Annotated in this window: 16 protein-coding genes; all 16 read right to left on the reverse strand. The window is 65.8% G+C overall.

The window, feature by feature from the left end; genetic code table 11:
- Nucleotides 1-59: 59 nt before the first annotated feature.
- The 16 genes from EET10_RS28285 to eccCa all read right to left on the reverse strand — a co-directional run bounded on the left by EET10_RS28285 (nucleotide 60) and on the right by eccCa (nucleotide 23,425).
- Complete coding sequence (locus EET10_RS28285) at nucleotides 60-2,363, reverse strand: secretion protein EspK (RefSeq protein WP_122502704.1); 2,304 nt, start codon at nucleotides 2,361-2,363, stop codon at nucleotides 60-62.
- Between the two features lie 394 nt (nucleotides 2,364-2,757).
- Nucleotides 2,758-3,096 carry a YbaB/EbfC family nucleoid-associated protein gene (locus tag EET10_RS28290; protein WP_036404916.1) on the reverse strand — a complete coding sequence of 113 codons (339 nt, stop codon included), beginning with the start codon at nucleotides 3,094-3,096 and terminating at the stop codon, nucleotides 2,758-2,760.
- Between the two features lie 5 nt (nucleotides 3,097-3,101).
- Nucleotides 3,102-4,490, reverse strand: a complete 1,389-nt coding sequence (gene espB / locus EET10_RS28295) for an EspB family ESX-1 secretion system-associated protein (protein WP_036404610.1) — start codon at nucleotides 4,488-4,490, stop codon at nucleotides 3,102-3,104.
- A gap of 100 nt (nucleotides 4,491-4,590) precedes the next feature.
- Nucleotides 4,591-5,988 carry a type VII secretion protein EccE gene (gene eccE, locus EET10_RS28300; protein ID WP_036404613.1) on the reverse strand — a complete coding sequence of 466 codons (1,398 nt, stop codon included), beginning with the start codon at nucleotides 5,986-5,988 and terminating at the stop codon, nucleotides 4,591-4,593.
- Nucleotides 5,985-7,325 carry a type VII secretion-associated serine protease mycosin gene (gene mycP / locus EET10_RS28305; RefSeq protein WP_036404616.1) on the reverse strand — a complete coding sequence of 447 codons (1,341 nt, stop codon included), beginning with the start codon at nucleotides 7,323-7,325 and terminating at the stop codon, nucleotides 5,985-5,987. Before mycP (EET10_RS28305) ends, eccE (EET10_RS28300) begins: the two co-directional genes overlap by 4 nt.
- Nucleotides 7,326-7,450: 125 nt before the next feature.
- The gene (gene eccA / locus EET10_RS28310; RefSeq protein WP_099188597.1) at nucleotides 7,451-9,310 is read right to left on the reverse strand and encodes a type VII secretion AAA-ATPase EccA; all 1,860 of its coding nucleotides are present in this window, start codon (nucleotides 9,308-9,310) and stop codon (nucleotides 7,451-7,453) included.
- Between the two features lie 105 nt (nucleotides 9,311-9,415).
- On the reverse strand, nucleotides 9,416-11,035 hold the full coding sequence (gene eccE, locus EET10_RS28315) for a type VII secretion protein EccE (protein ID WP_063468456.1): 1,620 nt from the start codon (nucleotides 11,033-11,035) through the stop codon (nucleotides 9,416-9,418).
- A complete protein-coding gene (mycP, locus tag EET10_RS28320) occupies nucleotides 11,032-12,693 on the reverse strand; it encodes a type VII secretion-associated serine protease mycosin (protein WP_063468457.1) in 1,662 nt (553 codons plus the stop codon). The genes eccE (EET10_RS28315) and mycP (EET10_RS28320) overlap by 4 nt, the downstream gene beginning before the upstream one ends.
- Nucleotides 12,678-14,207, reverse strand: coding sequence for a type VII secretion integral membrane protein EccD (gene eccD / locus EET10_RS28325; protein ID WP_122502705.1), 1,530 nt, complete (start codon nucleotides 14,205-14,207; stop codon nucleotides 12,678-12,680). The genes mycP (EET10_RS28320) and eccD overlap by 16 nt, the downstream gene beginning before the upstream one ends.
- The gene (locus tag EET10_RS28330) at nucleotides 14,204-15,229 is read right to left on the reverse strand and encodes a MinD/ParA family ATP-binding protein (RefSeq protein WP_099187865.1); all 1,026 of its coding nucleotides are present in this window, start codon (nucleotides 15,227-15,229) and stop codon (nucleotides 14,204-14,206) included. Before EET10_RS28330 ends, eccD begins: the two co-directional genes overlap by 4 nt.
- Nucleotides 15,230-15,321: 92 nt before the next feature.
- On the reverse strand, nucleotides 15,322-16,152 hold the full coding sequence (locus tag EET10_RS28335; protein WP_036404619.1) for an ESX secretion-associated protein EspG: 831 nt from the start codon (nucleotides 16,150-16,152) through the stop codon (nucleotides 15,322-15,324).
- Between the two features lie 123 nt (nucleotides 16,153-16,275).
- Complete coding sequence (locus EET10_RS28340; protein WP_036404621.1) at nucleotides 16,276-16,563, reverse strand: WXG100 family type VII secretion target; 288 nt, start codon at nucleotides 16,561-16,563, stop codon at nucleotides 16,276-16,278.
- Between the two features lie 55 nt (nucleotides 16,564-16,618).
- Nucleotides 16,619-16,945 (reverse strand): WXG100 family type VII secretion target, encoded by a 327-nt coding sequence (locus EET10_RS28345; RefSeq protein WP_081260823.1) that lies wholly within the window; start codon nucleotides 16,943-16,945, stop codon nucleotides 16,619-16,621.
- A gap of 107 nt (nucleotides 16,946-17,052) precedes the next feature.
- The gene (locus EET10_RS28350; protein ID WP_122502706.1) at nucleotides 17,053-18,255 is read right to left on the reverse strand and encodes a PPE family protein; all 1,203 of its coding nucleotides are present in this window, start codon (nucleotides 18,253-18,255) and stop codon (nucleotides 17,053-17,055) included.
- 6 nt (nucleotides 18,256-18,261) lie between these two features.
- Nucleotides 18,262-18,567, reverse strand: a complete 306-nt coding sequence (locus EET10_RS28355) for a PE domain-containing protein (protein ID WP_036404931.1) — start codon at nucleotides 18,565-18,567, stop codon at nucleotides 18,262-18,264.
- A 649-nt stretch (nucleotides 18,568-19,216) separates the two neighbouring features.
- On the reverse strand, nucleotides 19,217-23,425 hold the full coding sequence (eccCa, locus tag EET10_RS28365; RefSeq protein ID WP_063468458.1) for a type VII secretion protein EccCa: 4,209 nt from the start codon (nucleotides 23,423-23,425) through the stop codon (nucleotides 19,217-19,219).
- Nucleotides 23,426-23,429 lie beyond the last annotated feature (4 nt).

The raw sequence follows: 23,429 nt of genomic DNA on the forward strand, positions 1-23,429 counted from the left end.
TGACGGATGAACCGTGTGGCCCCGGGGCTCATGTGGCCCCGGGGGGTCAGCGGGGCGCTTCAGGTTGCCGCGGTCAGGGCGCTGTCGAGCAAACCGGTGACATATCGCCAGTACAGCCAGTCCTCGACCGCAGGGCGCTGAGCCTCCGCGTCGGGCGCGGCGTATGCCTGGTGCAGGGCAATCTCCTGGCAGTGCCCGGCATAGGCCCGGAACGCCCGCAGGTGGGCCACCTCGCGGCCGGTGGCGCTGCTGGTCATCGGCTTCATCAGCTCGAACCACAGCATGTGCCGCTCGTCGTCCGGCGGGTTGGCATCGGCCGGGGCCGGCGGCAAGAGGCCAAGCAACTGTAGGTCCTCGGTCTCGGCCAGTTGGGCCGCCGCTGAAGGATCCACCACCTCCAGCCGCGGACGGCCGGTCATCTTGCCGCTCTCCGGGATATCGTCCGCTTCCAAAATGATCTTGGCCGCGCCCGGATCGGAATTGGCCAACTGCTCCGCGGTTCCGATCACCGCCCGCAGCTTCAGGTCGTGAAACGCGGCCCAGCCCTGGACGGCCAGTATCGGGTAGGTGGCGAATTGTGCCTTTTCGTCCGCCGGAATGGCGTGGTCGGCACTGGCCATGAACACGTTCGCGGGCAATTGCACGTCGTCGGGTATGTATGCCAGGCCGTAGCTGTTTGCCACCACAATTTCGCCGTCGGTGGTCACCGCCGTGACCCAGAAGAACCCGTAATCCCCCTCGTCGCGGACGTCGGGCGCATTCAATGCGGCTGCGATGCGACGCGCCAGCCGTAGCGGGTCGGACTTGCCGCGGCGGGCACCTGACGCCGCGGCAATGGCATCGCGCGCCGCCCGCGCCGCCGAAACCGGCACCGACGGCAACACCGTGAGGTCGTCTGCCGACTCGCGCTTTTCCTTCTCGGGCGCCTCCGGCGGCGGCGCCGGTCGGGCTGGAGGCGCGATGCGCGCCGACGCCGGACGGGGAGTCGCCGCTGCCGGTGCCCTGCCGGCTGGGCCCAGCGGTGCCCGCCCAGTGGCGGCGCGCGAGCCCGCACTGGATGCGGCGCTCTGCCCGCTGCTCGGGCCGGCAGCCGCTGACGCTGCGGGAGCGGCGGTTCCGCCGGACATTCCGCGAGCGGCAGCCGGCATCCCGCCCGCGGCTGCGGGTGCCATTGGCTGTGACGACGACCCGTCGTCGCCATGCGACGGACCCGACGGAGCCGTCGGTTGTGCGGACGGCATCGACGGCGCCTCCGTCGCGGCTGCCGGCTTCACATGAGCGGGCTCGGTCGACGGGGTATATGGCGTCGATGGGGTTCCCGGATCGCTCGGCATCGACGGCTGGCTCGGTGATGGCGACGGGCCCACCGGAGCCGGTTGCGGGCTCGGCGCCGGCGCCGGTGTCGGTGAAACGGGAGTGGATGGGCCCGGGGCCGGCGCCGGGGCCGGGGCCGGGGCGGGATTGACCGGGGTGACCGGGGTGACCGGCTGGTCCGGCTTCGGCTTGACCGGGTTCACCGGGGTGACTGGGGTGACCGGCTTGCCCGGGGTAACCGGTGGGATCGGGGACACCGGCGTGCCCGGGGTAACCGGGGGGACTGGCCTCGGGGTGACGGGAGTAACCGGTACGCCGGGGGTGACCGGCTTGCCCGGCGTGACCGGCGGGACCGGCCGCGGGTTGACCGGGGTAACCGGTGCACCAGGTGTCACCGGCTGGTGCGGGGTGACCGGTGTCGGTTCGAAGGGCTTCGGGGCCGGCGGTGCGGGAGCAGGCTTACCCGGAGTTGGTACGACCAACGACGGCACCTCGGGGGTGGGGGGCGTTACCTGGTGCAGCAGATCCTGGAGCGCGTTGTGCGGCGGTTTCCAGTTCTTGGACGCCGAGACCCGTTCAGCGGCTTCCGCCACCAGGCTGGCATTGGCGCTGTGCGTGGCGCGCACCAATGCCTCGATAGCAGCCTTGCGCGCGTCGGCGTCCATGTCGCGGTCGTTCTCCAGGGCGATTATTTCCCGTTGCGCCCCGTCCACGTTGTTGCCGATATCCGCCTTTGCCTGGGCTATCAGCCCGCCAATATGGCGGTGCCAGGTGATCACCGTTACCAGGTAGTCCTGCAGCGTGCTCATTTGGGTGAGGTTTGCCCCCAGTGCACCGCTGGCGGCATTGGCCGCACCACCGGTCCACACACCGCCGTCGAAGACCTCGACCTGTTGGTGGCGGCAGGCATCCATCACATCGGTGAACTGATGCAAGACCCGGTTGTATTGCTGCGCCCGGTCGTAGAAGGTGTCCTCATCGGCTTCCGGCCACCCGCTCGGCTCGAGCATCTGCCCGGCGTACTCTCCTGTCGGCCTCGGAATGCCCATCGCCTACTCTCCTCCCAACAGCCGCCAGGCCGCAGCGACGAGACCTGCCGGGTAGGTACCCGCGGTGGATCGTTCGACCGGCGCGCACGCTGCACAGCCGCGGCGCCGGCTTTGATGCGGCGACGGCTGGTGAGCGGTAACGGACGTCATGGTTAACAAGCCTAACCGAGGTTAAGACCAGCTAGATGCGGCAATTTGGGATCAGGACGGCCGCCGAATCCGGCGCCGCACGGATGCCGGCAACCCCGGCATGGTGATCACTGCGTCGCTCGAACCGCGACCGGACGGGGTGCGCCCAGCACGGCGCGAGACGGCATCGGAAATACGCCGGAATGGCGCGGCCGGACGCTGAGCGTCAGCGTCCGGGCCGTCGCCGACGTGGCTGAGAACCGAGCTAGATCAGCCCTTTGTTCATCGTGTCGGACAAGGCGGACAGGACCGCGACCAATTGCTCGCCCGCCGCGTCGTTGTAAGCCGTCGCCGCGGATTGCGCATTCGTCAGCGCTTCGTTGACCCGCGCCCCGACGACCTCCGCGCCCACTTGCTTCAGCAGGCCCTCCTCGATACGGACCCCGGTGAGCCATTGGTGTCCGTTGATCGTCACCTCGACGGTCTCGGTCTCGTCAGTGCCCCGGAAAGATCCGGTGTTCATCTGATTGAGCGTCCCATCGAGGGCCGTTTGGAACCGTGCCGCCAGCGCCAACGTCTGGGCGACATGCGGGTCCATTTCCATGCTGGTCACTTCGACTCCTTGCTGTCTTGACGACGGCGGTTACCGATGACGGCCTCGGTCCACGCCCGGTCCTCGGTGTAAAGCGCCTCGTCGTCTTGCTGGGCGCCCTTGGACTTGGAGCTTCCCTGGCCCTGGCCGTGTGCCCCCATCGGCATGCCCATGCCACCCCCGCCCATCCCACCGCCCGCGGCGGCCTTCCCCTGAGCCGCGCCGGCGATGTCGCCCGCGGCAGCCGGCCGCACCGAGTCGGTGCCCGCCAGGCCCGCCGGCTCCCCCAGCGGTGCCCCACCGATACCTCCGCCGCCTCCGCCGCCGCCCAGCGACATCGGCTTCATCCCCGGATCCTTCGACAGGTTGGCTGCCGCCTGGTGAGTGGCAGAGGTCAATTCTGCGCTGGTGCCGGCCGGCATACCGCCACCGGCCCCACCGCCCGGGGCCATCGGCGCCATCGGCATCCCGGTCATCGGAGTCCCGCCGGAACCGTCGCCGGGCGGCATCAAGAAGCTGGGGATCAAACCCTGAGGCTGAGCGGGCGGCGGTGGGTCGATCTTGATGGCGGCCGGCGGCTTGGGCGGATTCACCGGTTCCAGATCCGCCTTCGTCGCATACTCGCTCAGCACCTGCTCAGATTTCGACTGGTACTCCGCGTAAAGCTTGATCGCTTGGTCCTTGTAAGCCGGGTCCTTCGACAACTGCTCAAGCTTGGTGATATCGGCTAACGACGGATGCGACCGGCGGGCCCACACTTGCAGCTGAACGATGTATTGAGCCTGCTTGGCCAGCGCAGCGCTCAATTTTGCCATGTGGAGTACCCACTCCTTTTGCTGGTCCATGGAGGCTTCACATGCCGTGGCGGCATCGCCCTCCCAATTCTCGAAAATCCGGAAGCGCTTGATGTCCCCTTGCAGTGCCAGGTTGACATTGTTCCACGCCTGCCCAAAGTCGACCAACGATGCGCCTTGGTCCCCTGCTTCGAGTTTGGTTGCCGCGGTCTTGAGCTCTGTGAAATCTGCGTCACCGGCCGCCGCCACTTTCGGGGTTTCCTGCAGTTCTGCCGAGCTGTCCCCGCCTGCGCCGCCGGCGGATTGGGCCTGCACCGCTGCGTTCCCGTCGGTGTCCAGGGCGGTCTGCGACTCCTCGTCGACTTCGCCATAAGCCTTGGCTGCATTTCGCAGGGACGTCGCCAGCCGTTGCCGTTCCCTCGCGCCCGCCTGCAGATAGAGCCGCATGTTGTCGGCGGACACCGCAAGTTGCCGGGCAGCATTGGTGGCCGCCGTGAGGTCGCAAGGCGCCGCCGGCGCGTCATTGGGCGCGACCGCCATCGGGGCTTCCACCTCGGTGGCCCTCTTCAGAATTTCGTCTTGATCAACCGTCACGGTCTGCGGCTGGCTCATGTCGGATCATCCTCCTTAGTGCTACAGCCATTATCGTCGCTGAAATGGCAGGTTCCCGCACCAAAAATTTTCGGCCGTCCCCGGGCTTGCCGGCACTGTTCTACCTTGGCAGGGCCATCTGGTAGCGACTCTCGTCCGGCGGGGAAACCCGCCGGATCGGCAACTCCCGATGCCGCGGGGTGCTGATGAGATTGTGCCGCAGGATCACCTTGTCGACGCCGGAATGGGGGCCGAGATAGGTCGTCGCGTTCGGCCACGCGATCTTGGCAACCGGACCGATGTGCGCGCCGATCAGGCTGGCGAACTGCTCGAAGTGCGGACCAACCGTCACAATTCCGCCGGCGGCGGCCGAGCGCACGGCGAACTGCGTGAAGGTTTGAGCGTCGCCGAGGTTGATGCTCACGTCCACGTCGTCGAACGGCATATATACCGGGTACCGGTTCACGGTCTGGCCGACCAGCACACCGGCCGATCCGATCGGCAGCTGACAGTGATGGTTGGGAACGAGGTTCTGGCCCTGCAAGGCGGGCCGCTGGCCGCCGTAGAGGCGGGAGAATCCGCGCGGCGTCTTCGGCTTGCCCACCGTGGTCAGTAGCACCGTGGACTGCGGCGGCATCCCGGGAGCGATGCGGACCCTGGTGACGGTGTGGTCGGCGCGCGCCGACCACCACAAGTCCGGGCCGCCCGGTGCGGTGTAGGCGGCGGTGTAGGCGTCGTGGCCTTTGATCATCGACCACTTCTCTCGGACAAAGCCGATGTCGATGGCGTGGTCGTAATCGTCGAAACTGCGTCCGCACACCGCGTCGACACCATTGCTGGCCAGGCTGTCGGCGATGCGAGTGGCCGATGCCACCAGATACCGGGCCAGTCCGGCGACCCCGGCGTCACGCCGCTGCGCCGACTTGTGGGTACGTTCGGGGTTGGCGCGCAACATGATCCACGTCCGGCGATTCGCCGGCGCCGGGTCGGCGCCGATCACCCGCTGGTAGAGGTTCACCACATCCGACGAGGCGGTATTGCCGACGCGGTAGCCTGCCGACACGACGTCTGCTTCCAAGTCGGGGCAGTGCACCGACAGCAGCTCCTCCAACAGTCGGGTGTCCAAGACGTCGTCGGTGTGGGCTTGCCCGTCAACGATGACCGTTGGGGTGAACGGTCGTGGCTTGAGTTCGATGACCGCGATCAGGCACTCGCGTCGCCACCGCACCGCGACGTGGTCCCCGGGCTTGACGGTGGCACCGACGACCGGTTCAGAAGGAACGTCGGGCGGCTTGCGGCGGCGGCGCAGCCACGCGAACATCGTTGCCACCCAGCCGGTTACCCGGCGCCCGAAGAAGGTGACCGTGGCCACGATGGCGGCCACCGCAACTATCGCGATGCCCGCCCACCAGTAGCGCGTGTGCAGGAACAGCATGATGCAGGGCGGGCCCAGCACCGCGACGACCAACGTGTGACCGGTGCTGAACCGTAACCGGATCGGACTGAATGGATTTCTCATCGGCGCCTCAGGGCCCGCGCGCTCAGCCCGCCCAGTCCCAGTGCCAGCGTCAGGCCCAGAACCGACAACGCCACGATGGTGATCGGCCGACGATCCGGGCCAGGTTCCACCACGGGCGGCGGAATGCGCCGGACGTTGAACGGGGCCGACGCGGGTCCCGGCGGAATGTCCCACGTCAGCGCCGCCACCGCATTGATCACGCCGGCGCCGACGAGGTTGTCGACGCCGCCTCCCGGATGTCGCGCGGTGGCGGTGATCCGGTTCATCACCTGTACAGGCGTCAGCTCCGGGAACCGCTGCCGCACCAGCGCCGCCAGACCCGAGACGTAGGCCGCGGCAAACGAGGTGCCGGCGATCGGGACCGGCCCCTCCCGGCCCGGTAAGGCATTCACCGGCTCGCCACGGTCGCCCAGGGCGACGATGTTCTCCGCTGGGGCCGCTACGCCCACCCACGGTCCATGCATCGAGAAGGAGCTGGGCACACCGCTTTCGCCGATGCCCCCGACGGTCAGCACCAAGGGCGCGTACCACGCGGGCGTGACGACCGTCTGCACCTTGCTCCAGCCACGTGCGTCGCCGGGGGCCGACGCGTCCGGCAACGGGTTCTGCGCGCAGTCGCCACCGGTGTTGCCGGCCGCAACGACCACCACGGCGTTCTTGACATTGACCGCGTAATTGATCGCCGCGCCCAGGCTGATCTCGTCGATGGGCCGGGTCACCTTGTAACAGGCCGCTTCGCTGATGTTGATCACACCGGCACCCAGATTGGCCGCATGCACGACCGCGCGGGCGAGGCTGCGGATGGACCCGGCCGCCGGGGTGGCGTTGGGGTCGTTGGGATTGGGTTGGGTGCCAACTGGTTCGAAGGCCTCGGACGTCTGGCGCAACGAAAGCAGCCGGGCATCGGGTGCGACGCCGACGAACCCGTCAGTGGGCGCCGGCCGGCCGGCGATGATGGAGGCGGTCAGTGTGCCGTGCGCGTCGCAGTCGGACAGGCCGTCGCCGGCCTGGTCGACGAAGTCGCCGCCCGGTTCCGCGGGCACTCGTGGCGAGGCATCGACACCGGTGTCGATCACGGCCACCGTCACCCCGGCTCCGGTTGCGAACTTGTGCGCATCCGAGACGCCGAGATAGGCGTTACTCCACGGTGGATCGTGAAAGCTCGAATCCGGCAAGGTGGTAGGACTCGAACACAGGACGCGCTGTTCGGTGGGCTGGTCGGGACCGGTCACGTCGGGCGGTACCGCACCGGGGTCGATCGACGGTGGATTGATTGCCAACGCGGGCGGCGCATTGAGCAACGCCAGCACCACCGCCGTCAGCAAGATCCGGTGCACCCCGGAATCACTCCGTTCATTGAGCCGCGTTGCCGACCTGGCATCTGCGTGTCAGGTCTGCGTGCATTTTAGACGTAACGGCCGCGTAAACAACGCTTTTCCCGCCGGGGCCGGGTCACGGTTTGCTACCAGACGATGGCGGACATGTCGCGGTTGTCCGAACACACGCTGTGCACCGCGGCCTGGATGTCGGCGGCGGTGATGATCTGCAGATCCTCGACCGACACCGGTTGGCCGGCCCGCTTTTGGGCGACCACTCGAGTGTCGCGGAAGCCTTCGGCGCGTTCGATGACGTTACGGGCAAACCGGCCGTTTTGCATGGCGTCGATACCGTGCTGTCCACCCGGAGTGGTGTAGTTACGGATGGTGGTGGCCGCGTCCAGAAACGTCTCGCGCGCGGTGTCGTCGAGCAGGCTGGCGCGCGGCGTGGCGTAGCGCTGGCCGATTTCGACGATCTCGGCCGGCGAATAGGACTCGAACCGCAGCTTGCGATTGAACCGGCCGGCCAAACCCGGGTTGACAGAAAGGAATTCGTCGACCTGATCCTCGTAGCCGGCGCCGATGAAACAGAAGTCGAAGCGGTGCGCTTCCAGCGCGACCAAGAGTTGGTTGACGGCCTCCATACCGATCATGTCCGGTGTGCCGTCCTGGTGGCGTTCCACCAGGGAGTAGAATTCGTCCATGAAAATGATTCTGCCCATTGACTTTTCGATTAGCTCGTTAGTTTTTGGGCCGGACTCGCCGATGTAGTGCCCGCAGAAGTCCGATCTCCGGACCTCCCGGATTTCGGGGTGGCGCACGATTCCCATGCCGGCGTAAATCTTGCCCAGGGCTTCGGCGGTGGTGGTCTTACCGGTGCCCGGCGGTCCGACCAGCAACATATGGTTGGTCTGACCCTCGACGGGCAGGCCGTGTTCCAGGCGCATCATGCGCACTTCAAGCTGATCCTCAAGTGCGGCTACCGCCTGCTTGACCGCGGCCAGACCGACCTGTCTGGCCAGCAGTTCGCGGCCCTCGGCCAGCAGCTCGGCCCGGCGCTCGGCCGCGTCGTCGTCGTCGAGTTGGTCACGGCTTTTGGCCGTGGCGGGATCCCACTTGTCGGTGCGGCTGGCGATGGTCTGCTCGTCGGTCACCACCAGCCGAAGATTGGGGTCCGCCAGCGCTTCCTTCGCCGACTCGGTCAACACCCCATTGATCGTTGCCTTGGACAGCCAGATCTGAGCCTTGTCCTCTTCGTGCAGCTGGCGATACACCATCCCCCGCACGTAGGCCAGATCGGCCACCAGCAGCGGAATGTCGGCCGGGCCGATCGAAGCGGTCAGCACATGGGCATCGAAGCGGCCCGACGACTTGTTGTGCCCGATCACATCGACGCGGTCCAGCCAATCCAGGGCAACGCGGCCCTGTCCCAGATGCGCTGCGGCGTGGGCGGCCAGCGCACAAATCGAGGCGGTTACCGCCGACATGACGATCGCCTGCGGCGGTAAGTCTTCGGCGGCGGTCAACAACACATCCGGCCAACGCTGCGTGACAAACATCAGGAAGGCCTTGGCCAGCTGATGCCACTGATAATTGCGCCACGAATCCAACAGCTCGCGGTTGGCCAACAGCGCGTCCGCCTCGGCATACTCCCCCGCGATCGTCAGCGCCGACGACAGCGCCAGCCCCACCTGTGATGCGTCGGTCACGGTGATACCGACGTAGGGTCCCAGCTGGATGTCAGCCGATAATGTCCGGCCGATCCGCGTGGTCTCGCGGTGCAGCCATTCGCTGTTGGCGTGGAGCTGTCTGAGCGACGTCAGGTCATGGTCGCCACAGGCGATGCGGCCCAGCCACGCGTCAGCCATCGACGGGTCGGCGTCGGTGGCGGCAACGAACTCAGGCAAGGCGGCCTTAGCGCCCTGGCGCGCCATGACCGTCATAGCCAGATCAAAATGCCTACGCGCGGTTTGCAAATCACCCATTGCGTCCACCATCCTCGACAGCGTGGCTGGAATCATCATGGCTGCAGGCGGCCTCGATGGCGTCGATGGCGTCGCCGTATCTGCTGGGTGCGGTCATTACGCTGTGCCTCAACGTCAATCGAGCCCCTACGTGGCGACAGACATCGTGACCGGCTCGAGGCCGACATAGCGGTTCTCGGCGCGGAACATCTCCATCTCTACCAGCCAATCATGCCCCGCCGCACTGACTTTCACCATCGCACGGTCGACCTGCTCGATGGTCACCTCGAACCCGTGTCTGAGCCCCTCGGGCAGGGCCGTACCGGAGGGCGCGACCGTGATCACGTTGGCCGGCCGCGGCGTGGGCGCAATCGCAACGTCCCCGATATCACTGCCGCCCTCAATCGCGTTGTCACCGCCCCTCTTCCGCCGCCCCAGATACTCGACGACGCTGACCGTTGTGCGGGGTGCGGGGCGCGACGTGCTGACAATGCTGACCTCAGGCATCCGCACGCTGGCCCAACGCTCTCGGTGGCGGGTGTGCACGCAGACCCGCTCGCCGGCGCCGACGGTGCGTATGACGATCCGCTTGGCAACGGCATCGTCGGCTGCCACGAAAACCCGCGACAGCTCACCGGCATCGGTGACCGGAATCATCAACCGGTCTCCGTTGGGCAATTTGCCCACCAATACACCCGATGGCCCAATTTCGGTGACCAGTTGCGCCGGCAGCGGGCTGCGCCGCAGACCGCGCAGGTATGGACGCGGCCCGCACATGTTGGCCGCCGCGGCTGCGGCCTGTTCTCCGTTGAGGCGGCGCAAGATCACGCTGGGCGGGGTGGGCGCCGGCGTGGGGGTACGCACGGTGATGGTCGCGGTGCACGTTGCATCGGGATATACCGTCACGTTTTGGACGACCTCATCGGCGCGCAGGGTCCATGCCTGGGTAAGGATCTGCGACGAAATCGCCGCGGGCGGGTAGGCGTATGTGGTCATCCAGCCCAATTCTCCGCGGATGGCCTTCCACCGCTGCGCGTTTCCGGCTATCGCGTCCGAGCCTAGCCGCCGATCCAGCTCGACCAGGTCCGTCGCGGTCGCCACCCGGGCCCGCAGGCCTTGGCAGCGCAGCGAGCTGGCGATGCGCTGGGCAACCGAAATTGCCGCCGCCCCAACGCTGTTGCGCCACCGCAACGCCTGCGCGTTGGCGATGATCGGCAACCGCATGATCAGCCATGTTTCGCGCCGCCCCGCGTAGGGCGGGGTGCCGATCTCCGAGTCGTACACCCGCGGATAGTCGCCGACGGTGCCGGTCCGCGACCCAAGCGTGATGACGCTGAGTGAATCGAGCTCCAGGTTCAGCGGATGGCGCAACATCGGCAGCAGCTCGGAAATGTCGAGGACGTTGTCGGTTTCGACCGTCACCGAGCCGGTCACCGTGGTCGCGCGGTGTGCTCTGCCGAGCAGTTGCACCGCCACCACCGCGGTGCCGTCCTGCACACGGACGCCGCCTCCGGATCGGTTGTTGGCCACGGTAATTGGAGCATCCCAGCTGATGGGGCGCCGACCACGCAGCCGCAGCACCGCCCACGACCACGCCGGCTGGCCCCACCACCGGACGAAAACCAGCGCGACACCCGCCAGCAGAGCGACCGCGGCGCCGAGGTAGCCGTCAACGGCCCAGCCCGCCACCGCGAGCACGAATACCACCCAGACACCGACAACGCGCCGAGTGCTGGCCGGGCTGAACCCGGTCAGCCTAGACCTCATCGCGCCCTCCGCAGCCGGGCCACAATCGCCGCCACCAGCACGCCGGCGGCAACCGCACCGACGAACCCCATAGCAATGTTGCGCGCCCGGTGATCCGGTGGCGGAGGCGGCGGCGCCGGGATGATCACGCGGCTCTGGGAACCCGGAGCCAGCCGGTCGCCGGCAGGGATATTAAACGTCAATGCCGCGACCGGATCGACCAGCCCATAGCCCACTCGGTTGTCGACTCCCGCGGGCGGGTTGTGCGCCGACTGGACGATCCGGTTGATCACCTGATGCGCACTGAGCTCAGGGAATTTTGCCCGCACCAACGCGGCGACACCGCTGACGTATGCCGCCGAAAAGCTGGTGCCCCAAAACGGCATGTTCTTCTCGCCCGCCTTCAACGGCGGATACGCGTTGACCGGTCCGCCACCTTGCGGCGAGAGACCCATGATGTGGGTCCCCGGCGCGGCCACCCCGACCCAAGGTCCGGACATGCTCTTGTCCAGGGGTGCGCCACTGCCGTCGACGGCGCCCACGGACAACACATAGTCGGAGAACCACGACGGCGAGGAGATGACTTTGACCTGATGCCAGTCCCGCGGATCCGACGGGTCCAGTGGGTCATACATCGGGTTGTTGTCGCAGCCGGCTTCGCCGTCGTTGCCGGCCGCGGCGACGATCACCGCGTCCTTGACGGTGGCCGCGTACCACAGTGCCGCACCCAGCGCCCGCTGGTCAGCGGGGGCTACTGCCGGCAGGCATGAGGTCACCGAAATGTTGATCACTTTGGCGCCCATGTTCGCCGCATGCACCACCGCGCGCGCAACCGTATTGAGCGTGCCCGCTTTGACACGCTCATCAGAGTTCGGATCCGCCGGTGGCGGGTTGACCGGCTCGAAGGCACGCGAGGACTGGCGAATCGAGATGATGGTTGCGTGGGGGGCAACCCCCACCACTCCGTCCGGCGCGCCCGGCGGGAGCGGCGGTACTGCCGGTTCGTCGTCGGTCTGCGGATCCGGCGGTCCATTGGACGGAGCCATGGCACCCGCCTCCTCAGGTGGAGGCGGTGGCGGCGGAACGGTTTGGGTGATCGTCACCGGCGTCGGCGGCGGGGGTGGCAGCACCGGAGGCGGCACCTCCACCGGCGGCGGCGGCGCACCGATGGACGGTGGCGGGGCGGCCGGCGGCGGGAACGCCGGAGTGGCCGGCATGGGCCGCGGCATAGGCACAATCCCTTGCGGCGCAGCGCCGATGATCGAGCTCACCACCGTGCCGTGCGCGTCACAATCGGATAGCCCGTCCTCGCCCATGATGTAGTCCCCGCCGGGCACGACCGGCAACCGCGGGTTGGGGGTGACCCCGGTGTCGATGACGGCCACCGGCACGCCGTTGCCGGTGCTGTATTGCCAGGCCTTGCTGATGTTGAGCAGGTTGAAGCCCGGCGCCAGCTGCGTCACGTCGGGGTTCTTCACGGTAATCGGAGCGGAGCAGCTGTTGGAGCGGCGCATCGGTTGTTCCGGTCGCGGCGGTCCGTCCGGGGGCACCAGGGCGGGATCCACCGATGGTGGTGGGATAGCCTGCGCGGCAGTGAGGTTGGTGGTCAGGGCGACCAAAGTGACTGCCACGCTGGCCGCCGCGGCGCGCAAGCATCGGCGTGCTAGTGGCGAAGCCATGCGAACAGTCCCCCCAGAGCTGCGGCCGCCGGCAAGAACACGATCATGGCCAGCACTTCCAGCCATTCCACGGTCAACCGGATGAGCGGTCTGAACCGCACCGCCGGCACCAAAAGCGCTGCCGCCAAACCCGATGCGGCAAAAACTACGACTGCCACCACGGGCCACAAAAGGCCGGCCTGGACATCCCGGGGTGCGGCAAGGGCGTATTTCACAACCCCCGCACACACTGCGGCGGACGCCCCGCACACCAGCGCAACCGCTTGGTATTTCGCGGCGAATCCGCGGCCTTGGGTGATGAAGATCCCCACTGCCAGAGCGGCGACCAGTAACGCCAGCCAAGCCCACGGACCCCCCGGCGTCAATACCCCCCACACCGCAACGGGCAGTACGACCGACACCCCGACGCACACACCTACCTGCACCGCATTGACCAGCCGCGCGGACGCGGCGATAGCTGCGCCCCGGGCGGAGATGTCGGTGAGCTCGTTGTCCTCATCCTCCGTGTCGGCCTCGCTGACCGGCGACACCGTGTCGACCGGCATCCCCTCGCGGCGCGCGAACAGGTCCCGGCCCGTGATCGATCCGAAGTGCGGTGGACGTACTCGTGCCACCCATAGCGAGATCGTGGGAGTCATCCTGACCAGGACGAGCAGGCCGACCAGTACCCAAATCGCCAGCACTTGCACGGAGGCCGACTGAAACATGCGGATGAGGGCAACCGCGGCCAAGATCCCGCACACGGTCACGACACCGGTGACCACCGCGGTCTGCCACCGTTTGCGAGTCACCACGCCGATCGCGACCGCACCCAGCAGCACCACAATGAGCCCGATCAGCCCGTGGGCCGCACCGAGTTTGCCCGGTGGCGCGCATGCAGCGCCGACGGCCACTGATACCACCGCCAGCCACCCGAAGCCACTGAACAGGTCGCGTCGCTCCCGCCAGCCCCACCACACCACCGATGCCCCGACCAGCAACAGAACACCAACTCCGCCCGCCACCGCGGCCGGCATCAGGCTGTCGGTAAAGGTGCGGGTCCGCAACGCCAGAGCCACCACCACCGCCACCGTCATGGCGATGATCGCGATGGCCGTATGCGCGGCAGTCAGCGGGGTAACCGGCGCAAACATCCGGTCGCCACCGTCACGGCCCAGCCATTTGCCCATGGCCGCCAATCCCGTCGACAGCGACTCGTACTGCGGCTCGAACGATTCTCCCGCGACCCTCGGCACCAGGACCAGAGTGTCGCCGTCTTGAACCCCAAGCTCGTCGAGGCTCTTGTTGATATCCAGCCGGACCCCGTTGATCTTCTGTAGCTCGTAACTGCCCGCCGGCAGCGCGACACCGTCAAAGCCTTTCCGCTTCAGGTCGGCGTCGAACAGCTCGACCATTCCCTCGAAGAATCCCTCCACCGGAATTCCGGCCGGAAACACCTGGGAAGACAGATGCTTGTCGTAGCAAATGTTGACTGCGCACCGGGCCGGGAAAGCAACCTTGTGCGGGGTTGTCACGGCACTGCCCGCTCGGCATCGGGAACGTATTTGTCGGCCAGTCCCGCGGTAATTTCGAATAGCCGCAGCCGCGACTTCTTCTTTAACTCGTGCACCGTATCGATGATTCCGCCTTTAGCCAGATGCGGATCGAACGGCATTTCCTCCACGATCGCACCGACCTTGGTAAACCGTTCGGTCAAGTAGGCCAGCGCATCCTTGTCAGTGATGGCATCGGTGTGATTGATGATGACCGTGCTTCGCGAAACCAGTTCGTGGTATCCCTGCGACCGCAGGTAATCCACCGCCCGCAACACCGGCCGGGAGCGGTCCGCCGTAATCCCGGAGACGAATACCAGGGTGTCGGTATTCTGCAGCACCGGCTTCATCACTTCGTGCTCCAGGTCGGCGGAGGTGTCGACAATGATCACGGTGTGGGTTCGCCGGAGCCGGGATAGCACACCGGAGAACATTGCCGGGACCAGCGGCCTGGGCTGGTCCGATGTCCGATTTCCGGCCAGCACATCAAGGCCCACCGTGTTTTGCCCGAGGTATTCGCGAATGTCCGCATAACCTTGGACGTCGGTGTCGTTGATGATGGCCGAGTAATCGCCTGGCGGAGACTCGTCGATACGGTCGGCCAGGGTGCCGAAGCCGGGCACCGCATCGATAGCAATCACGTTATCCGGCCGGCATTCACGGAACACGCCGCCGACGCAGGCAGCCATCGTCGTCACCCCCACCCCGCCCTTGCCGGAGACAATCGTGATGACATATTGGCGACGGATATGACGACGGATACGGGCCTGTAAATCGCGGTAATGACGTTCACGAGGCGATTCGCCGGGGTTAATGTTGTGAAATGAAGCGGTATAGATGAATTTGCGCCAGCCTGAGCCCGGCGGAATCTTTCGCGGGGCAGCCAGGTCGGTAATGCGCATTGTGTCGGATACCGAATCTCGAAAGTTGCGCCGCGCCGACGGATCCCCCCGGCCGAACGCACCTTCGTCTGACATATTCGGATCATTCCAAGGGCTCGTCACGACGGCGATGCTAACATAATTCGTGATTCCACGTTTACCTCGTACAGTGGACCCTCAGCTGCGTAAACGTTAATATTCGCGGCCAATGTAATTTAGACCACACGCCGGTAGGAGTACCACTCATCACCGGCGGGCAAGCGCCGGATGAGCCGCTGCACCGCACCACTGATGTCACCCCGCGAACCGGGCGACAGTACCTGATAGCGCCGCCGCCCTGACATCACACTTTCCACGCAGATACGACCGGCCGGGGTATCGATGATGGTTACTGCGGTATCGCCGATGAGTGTGCGCGCGGTTTTCTCCGGACCGACTCCGGCCTGCAGCGCCACGATGGTCGCCTGCGCGGAACGGGCCGGATCGGCGGCCATGGTGACGACCTGCAGCTGGTCGGCATCCAAATGTTGGCTGAGCAGAAAGGATCGCAGGCTGGCAGCGTCGCGCACCGACGCCAGCAGTTCTTCGGTATCCACGGTGACCGGTCGCAGTCGGGCCACTTCAGCTACGCCGCACAACCTTTCGACCTGACCCACAACCAGCTCACCGGCCGTGGTCTCGTCGTTGGCAATGCCGGCCGGGTAAAGCCGCACCGCCTCGCCGTGGCGTTCCAACACCACCCACCAGCATGCGAATCGGCAGATGGCAGCGCGTGTCGGCTCCAGGCCGGGCACCCCGATTGTTACCAACAACCCCAGGTCGCGCCGCAAGAGCACGGTCAACCATTCGCGGATCATCGGGTCGACGTTGCCGGATTCGTCCAAAGCGCCCGCGGCTCGAAGCTCGGCGGCGATTGGGTGGCGTAACGCGCGCTCGGCAGTGTCCAGCCGCGGTAACAACGGCCGCAATCCGAGTTCCGGGCATATCTGTTCCACCCCGGTGACGGCTTGCAAAGCCCACAAGCCGTCGACCGTCGTTGTCAGCATGCCGTTTTCACCTCTATGTAGAAAGAGAAGGTGGGGCATACGCGCAGCCTTGCGCGTTTGCCCCACCCCACTCGGGACCCACGTTGCCGCGGGTACATCCCGTGACCTTACGACTGATCGGGCCTAGAACAAGCCCGCGATCGCCTGGTCGGTTCCGAGCGCGTTGTCCAGAACGTGGCTAGTCGTGGTTCCGTGCTGACCTACCGTCTCGATGAGGCCCTGCAGCCCGGACAGCATCTGCGTCTGGGCGTCGAAGAACCCCTGCGCACCGTGGCCCGCGAAAAACTCCTGCAGCGCATTCGTCTTGTTCGCGGTGTCTTCGTGAATCTCGTGCAGCTGGCCGGCACGCGAACCAACATCGGTGGCGAAGTCGGATACGGCTCCCGGGTTATAAGTGATCTGGTCTGACATCGTTGACTTCCTTCCGAAGCGGTGTGTGGACTAGGGGACTAGGGGTAGCAGTAGGTCAGGATCCGTGCCCGCCGCCGAACAGGGCTTGGAACGCGTGCTGCGAGTCCGCTTCGTGCGATTCCATCAGAGCCGCAGCCTGGGTCAGGCCTTCGGCGAGGCGCGTGCCGCCCGTCAAGACCTTGTTCAACTCATTGGTGATCTCGCTGGCGGTCGCGTGGGAAGCAACCACGCCCGCACCTGACCAGGTCGCCGGATTCATCACGTTTTCCTGGTTTGATAGGTAACCCTGCGCAATGGCCATGGCGTGCTCCATGTTCGCCTGAATATCGTGGGCGGTACTGCGCAACATCTGCGGTGTTACCTGGATCGTGTTGTCTGCCACGGGACTTTCTCCTTACTACGGTGAGCCGTTCCGCCCTTGAATATCGGGGCATGTCGCGAAGTTTATGGCCGCTATGTCGACCTGTCGATTCACCCTGTGCGCTGGCCTTACCTCCGGTCGTCGACGACTCGCACCGTCGCTGGTTGCTCGGACTTACCGTGGGATCCGCGATGACCCCCGGCTGCATGGCCAACCGGCATACCGCCGATGGGGGCCCCGCTCATCGCGGTCGTCGTCGGCGGACGGACCGCCTCGGCGCCTAACGCCCCGCTGGGCCGCAGACCCACCGGCCGGCCGCTGGATCCGGACTCGAAGGCACTGACCGGACGAGTGAAGCTGGTCGCGGACATACCAGCGCTACCGAGGGAGGCACTCCCGCCGCCGGCTCCGACCGACGCCTCGGTCGCGGCAGCCCCAGCGGCGGCCGAAGCCGCCGAGGCGCCCGGCGCCGCACCGCCCATGCCGAGAGCGCCGGGATTGGCAAACATGCCCATCATCGACTGCAACGGCTGCATCGCGCTCATCGGTGCCTGCATCAGCCCAGCCGGAGCCTGCAAGGCCTGGGGGACCGCTTGCATCATTGACTGGACCGGCTGCATGAACGTGCCGATTTGGTTGCCGAAGTTTTCGCCGGCCGACGTCGATTGACCAGCGCCGCTCGTCCCCGCCTGCACGCCCTGGTAGGCGGACCGCATCCCGTCACCGGCCGCGGCTTCCGCAGCCGCCTGCCCGACGGCCGAGGCCGCCTGGGCCGGCGCCGCGGGCGAGCCACCCATGGCCGACACGGGCGGCGGAATCGCCAGGCTTTCGGCTAACCCGGCCAGGATCGCCCCATAACTCGCGCCGACCGCCGAGTTGTTCGGCCACATCACCCCGAAATACTCCACATCCAAGGACACAATTCGCGGCGTCAACGCCCCCAACACAAGCGGATTGATGCCATTGTCGACTCCCCACTCGTCGCGGTTTTCCATGCATTCGGGAGCAGGGCGCATGGCACCGGTGGCGGTCTCAAATGCCGTGATGGCGGCCGACACCACCGCCGGCTTGACGTCTACCCAGCCGGCTAGACCGTGCAGGGAGGCATTGAGCATGGTCACGTTAAGCGCCGAGGCAGCCGAGCCGAGGCCAAGCCAGCTCGCCGCCGTGGCAACGGTATTAATCGCTGATGCGATACCTGAGGCGTGGTGCGTTGCACCCAACGTCGTCCAAGCCGTCTGGTTGGCCACATGAGTGGCCACTCCGGTTCCTGCCTTGAGCAGCAGGTCGTTGGCCTCAGGTGTACGCGCAGCCCATCCTGGATCGGGCATGCGCGCTTACCCCCCTAGCGCCGCTGCCGCTGCGCGCTCCGCCTCGGTCATCACGTACACGCCTGACGCAAGGCCCTGTGCCCCGGAGAACAAGCCGCGCTGGGCGGCATGCTCGGCCACGACACCCAGGTAGCCGCTGCCGCAGGCATTCAACGCCGCCGAGAACATCGCCGAGTCGGGGTCACCACCCATGGGGGTCGTCCCGAGCAGGGCCGGCGCCGCCGCCGAGGCTGCCGCCTCGGTTTCCGCGCTGATCGCCGACTCGGCACCCGCCGACGCCAAGACTGCCTCCGGTTGCACAGACCAAACCATGTTCACCCTCCGAATACTGTCCCGCAATGAGACGTGTTGATCAGTGAGTCTAGTGCGAGTCGGACGATCGCGTATTCACAAGTTGGCGCCCGGCATGATCTGCGGCTTTAGATTTAGATTTAGAGCTCGGCGGACAGGCGCTGCGTAAGTTCCGCCGCGGCAACCGTGGGCCGGCCCCACATCGACGACCCACAGGGCCAATGAGGTGGCCAGCCGGCTCCAGCTCACAAGATGCCCGCTGAGCGAGCCCAATTCGCGAGCAATGGTCCGACGAAATACGCCGCGATAGAAAGGGGCAGTCCCACCCATACGCACCGCGTACGCCACCGAAAGGCCGCGACCAGGACGACAGGCATTACCGCGGCCACCACGGAACAGATAAGTGCAATGAACGGAAGCGACGCTGCCCAGTGCTGGCGTCGGCTGTGCATATTTCGCGGGCATCATCGCCTTGGCAATTGTCGCCGAGCATCGTCGCCGCGATCAGCCACATCCAGGAAGCCAGCGCCGCGATCGAAGCGAGGACACCGATCGATCCGGCATACGCAGCCAGATGCAGTCCGCGTCGATCTCGGGACTTCGGACTAGCTTCTGGGTGCATCAACTCACCTAACGTTGTGCCCAAAGCGACGACCCGAGCCCGCCGCCGCTACCCTGTGGCAAGCGTCGACGGGATTCCCACCAACACTCCTTCGACCGCGTCATCGGTGTCCACCAACAGAGCGCGTCCGGGCGGTAAGGCTTGTGCCCGGACCAATCGGTTGATCCGGTTTTGCGGATCGTTATCCATATACAGCTGAGCCACTTTCGCTGAGGTCTGGAAGCGCATCCACGGATCCATCGGCATGGTCGACCAGTTCGCGCTGTTGCGGGTCGTGAATACATGCAGACCGATCTGGCGGGCACGTTCCATCAACTTCCACAGGGCCGCGCCCACTGGCGGTTTGGCCGGATAGGTCTGCTCCTTGCGCAGCTCCTGGATGTCGTCGATGAGGACAAAGTGCCGAGACCCTTCCCACGGCTTCAGCGCGCGCAACTCCTCCTGGCTCAGGCCCTTGGGCGGCAACCGCGGCAACAAGATCTGTTGGGCCAGTTCGGTGATGACCTCGTCGATCTCGTCTTGGTCATAGGCGTAGGCCCGCACATAGCCGGGACCGTGCAGATCGCGCAGACCGTGCGGGGCGGTCTTGGGATCAATCAGTGTGAGCTGTGCCTCCTCGGGGCTGAACCGGCTCATAATCGCCTCGCCGATGGCCACCAGCGTCGTGGTCTTGCCGCAGCCTTGGCGGCCCAGGATCATCAGCCCCGGACTTTCCCGTAACCGCAGCGGAACCGGTTGGAGCTGGTGGCGCTCGCCGATCGCGAACGCGATGGACAGGTCGTCGGGGCTGGCGTGCGCGGCCTGGAGTTCGAGTATGGCCTTGAGCTCCACGCGCTGTGGCAGCCGCTGCAGGCTGGCGTGCTTGGTCACTCCGGCAACCTCGGCGATCCGTTCGCCGACATCGGTGACGTTCACCAGTTCGCCGGTGGCGGGGTCAGCCAGCGCCGGGATACCGACTCGCAGTTCGTGCAAGCTGTCCGTCAGACCGAAACCCGGACGGTTCAAGGTGCGTCGCGCGGCTTCGCGTGACTCGATCGACGAATGGCCCATCTGACTCTCGCTGGGGTCGGCCAACCGCAACTGAATTCGCGCGGTAACGTTCTGCAGCAGGCTTTGCCGTTGCCCGTGGATCCAGCCGCCCGCACTGACCATCAGGTGCACCCCGTACTCGGGACCGCGGCTGCTCAACGAGATGATGCGGTCTCCCAAGACGGTGTCTTTGGAGTACAGATCGTCGTAGTCGTCGAGCACCACGAAGACATCGCCGAAGGGGTCGTTGGGGTCGGTGCCGCCGAGCCCGTCACTGCCGGGGCCGAAGCGGCGTTCACGAAAACCGTCGAGATCGATCTTGGCTCGCCGAAAAGCCTCCTCGCGCCCATCGATCAGAGCGTCCACGGTGCTCAAGATTCGCTCGATGCCTTCGGTGTCTTTGGGCGAGACGATGTCGGTGACGTGCGGGAGCGAACCGACCTGGGCCATGGTCGCCCCACCGATACAGAAGAATGTCACCCGCTTGGGGCTGTACATGGCTGCGGCCGAACACATTAGCGTCATCAGGGTGGTGGTCTTGCCGCGCTGCTTTGCCCCTACCGCGATGATGTTGCTGCGCAGCGCATCGATCGCATACACCACCTGTTTGGATTCTTCGGGGATGTCCATGACACCGACCGGGAACATCAGCCCGGGATTCTCTCCGTAGTCGACATGCCACGGTTTGCCCCGGAATCCGGCCACCAGGACGTCGATGGGCTCGGGGTCTTCCAGCGGTTCCAACCACGGCCGGCGGGGGGAACGGTGCGGAACCTCGCGCAGCGACTCACGTAACACGTCGACGATCTTCTTCTTTTTGAAACCGTCGTCGTGGTAAAGGAATTCATCGGGTTCGGCGTCCACAGCGGCCGCAGCCTCCAACGCCGCGGCGTCGGCGGGATCCAACGGCTGATACTGCCAGTTGTAGAGCCGCGGCTTGGTCAGAGTCATATCGATGGTTTTGGCCACTTCCTTACTCTTCGGCACCACGAACGGCGCCGATAGATAGAAGCAGCGGAACGGCTCGAGGTCGCGCGGGCCCACCTTCAGCAGCGCAAAGCCGTTCTCTTTCGACGGAAGATGGTAAGCGGCGTCCGAACCGATCACTTCACGGCTGTCGTCGCCGGATTCGGCGCGCAGCGCGATGCGAAATGCGATGTTGGACTTGACCTTCTGCAGCGACGAGAGGTCCAGCCGCTGTCCACCCAGCATGAAGAAGACGTTGGCGCCCCGGCCCTCCTGACCAATGTGGATGATCAGCTGGATCCACTTCTCGTGGTTGGCGAACAGTTCCAGATATTCGTCGACGATCACGAGCAGCACCGGCACGGGCGGCAGATCGCGCCCGGCGAGGCGGATTTCTTCGTAGTCGTTGGCGTCGCGCGCGCCAACCGAGGTGAACAATTCGTAACGCTGCTTGATCTCGCCGTCGATGACTCTACGCATGCGCTCCGCCAGATGCCGTTCGTCCTTGCCGAGGTTGGACAGTGCGGCGACGACGTGCGGGATACCCAGGATGTCCTGGGCGGCCGATTCGAACTTCATATCGACGAAGATGACGTTGAACGTCTCCGGTGAATGCGTCAGCGCGATCCCGTAGACCAACGACAAGAAGAACTCCGACTTGCCCGAACCGCTGGTGCCGATGACTACCGAGTGAAATCCGAAGCCGCCAAAGTCTTTTGCACGAATGATGATGTTCTGCAGCTCACCGTTCGGCTTGGCGCCCACCGGAATCTCCGACCATCGTTCGTCGCCGCGGCCGCGACGCTCGGCCCACAACCGATCGACATCCAATTCGCGTGGGTCGCTGATACCCAACGAACGCAGCAGTTCGGCGGCGCCGCTGGTCGAATCAGCGGACTCGCTTCGGCTTGTCGGTGACCAGCGCGCCATCGCACGCGCATACCGGTAGGCCCGGTGGATGGACAGCTGGTCGGCGTGAGCGAAGAACTTGCCGCGCGCGCGCAGCAGTGGCACCGGACGTCCGTCCTCGTCCTCGATGTCCGCGCTGTTCCTACCGGCTTGGAGAGCGATGGAACCGCTTGTAACGCTGGTCCGTTCGGCCATATCGAAGACCTGGTCGTCGCCGAATCCCACACCGGTTCCGATGCGCGACGCGATGCGCAGCACTGTGATGCCCGCCTTGCCGACCTGGCCTACGACGCTCTCCCATGCATCGGGGCTGCCGGTGTTGTCGTCAACGATCACCAGGTGCGGCCCCAAATCGACTGTGTCAGTACCTGGCCCGGTTTCCAATGCTGAGCCCATCGCGGTGGGAGTGGCAGCTGTCGGCGGGGCCCAGGCGCCGCGCTTTCCTTTCATGTGCAGTTCTGCGCCGAGTGTGGCTTCCAGTTCTTCGGGCGTGGCGAAGATCAGCCGGCGCCATCCGCACGCATCGAACAGTTCGTCGTGCAGGTTGTGGGGCAGCCATACCATCCATGACCACACCTCGGGACTGCGTGTGACGACCATGAGTTTGACGTCGCGCGGATTGTGAAACACCGCCAGCGAGCACAGGATCGAGCGCATCAGCGAGCGCACTCGGTCCAAGTCGTCGCTCACGAAACTGAAGCCCGGTGCCGATCGCAAGTTGACCACCTTGGCGATGTCGCGAATCTTGCGCTGTTCCAGGATGAAATCCCGCAATGCCTGCCCGGTGACGGGTTCGAGTTCCTCATCGGAGGAAATGTCGGGCCAGGTCACCGACAGCACCGAATCGGGTGCGTGTTGGACACCGGTGCCGATCCGCACCTCCAGGAAATCGGTGTCGCGGCGACTGCGTTCCCACATCCGGGGGCCACCGATGATGGCGCCCAGCCCCTGTGGATCAGAGTGCACCGCGTGCTGCCATGAGCGTTGCGCACACACGGCGTTCTGGATCTCGTCACGGATGCTGTCGAGGTCGCGCAGATACCGGCGGCGACCCTTTTCCATCTCGCCCCAGGTGATCTTGCGAGCGCGTCCGAAGCGACCGGAAAACGCAAGCATGCTGAACGCGCCGATGCCCATCAACGGGAAGAAGCCCGTGGACAAGCTCCGCACGCCCGACACGTACAGCATGACGATGGTGCCGATCAGCGCCACGATCAACGCCGGTACGCCGATCATCACCCAGATGTTGCGCGGCTCGCGTTCCGGTAATGCGATCGGGGCACTGGGCGCCACCCGAACCGGTTTCGGCGGGTCGATTTTGCCGCGGTTGATGGGAAAGGCTTTCTTGGACATTCTG

Origin of the sequence: Mycobacterium pseudokansasii (genome assembly GCF_900566075.1) — a bacterium.
Lineage (GTDB): Bacteria > Actinomycetota > Actinomycetes > Mycobacteriales > Mycobacteriaceae > Mycobacterium > Mycobacterium pseudokansasii.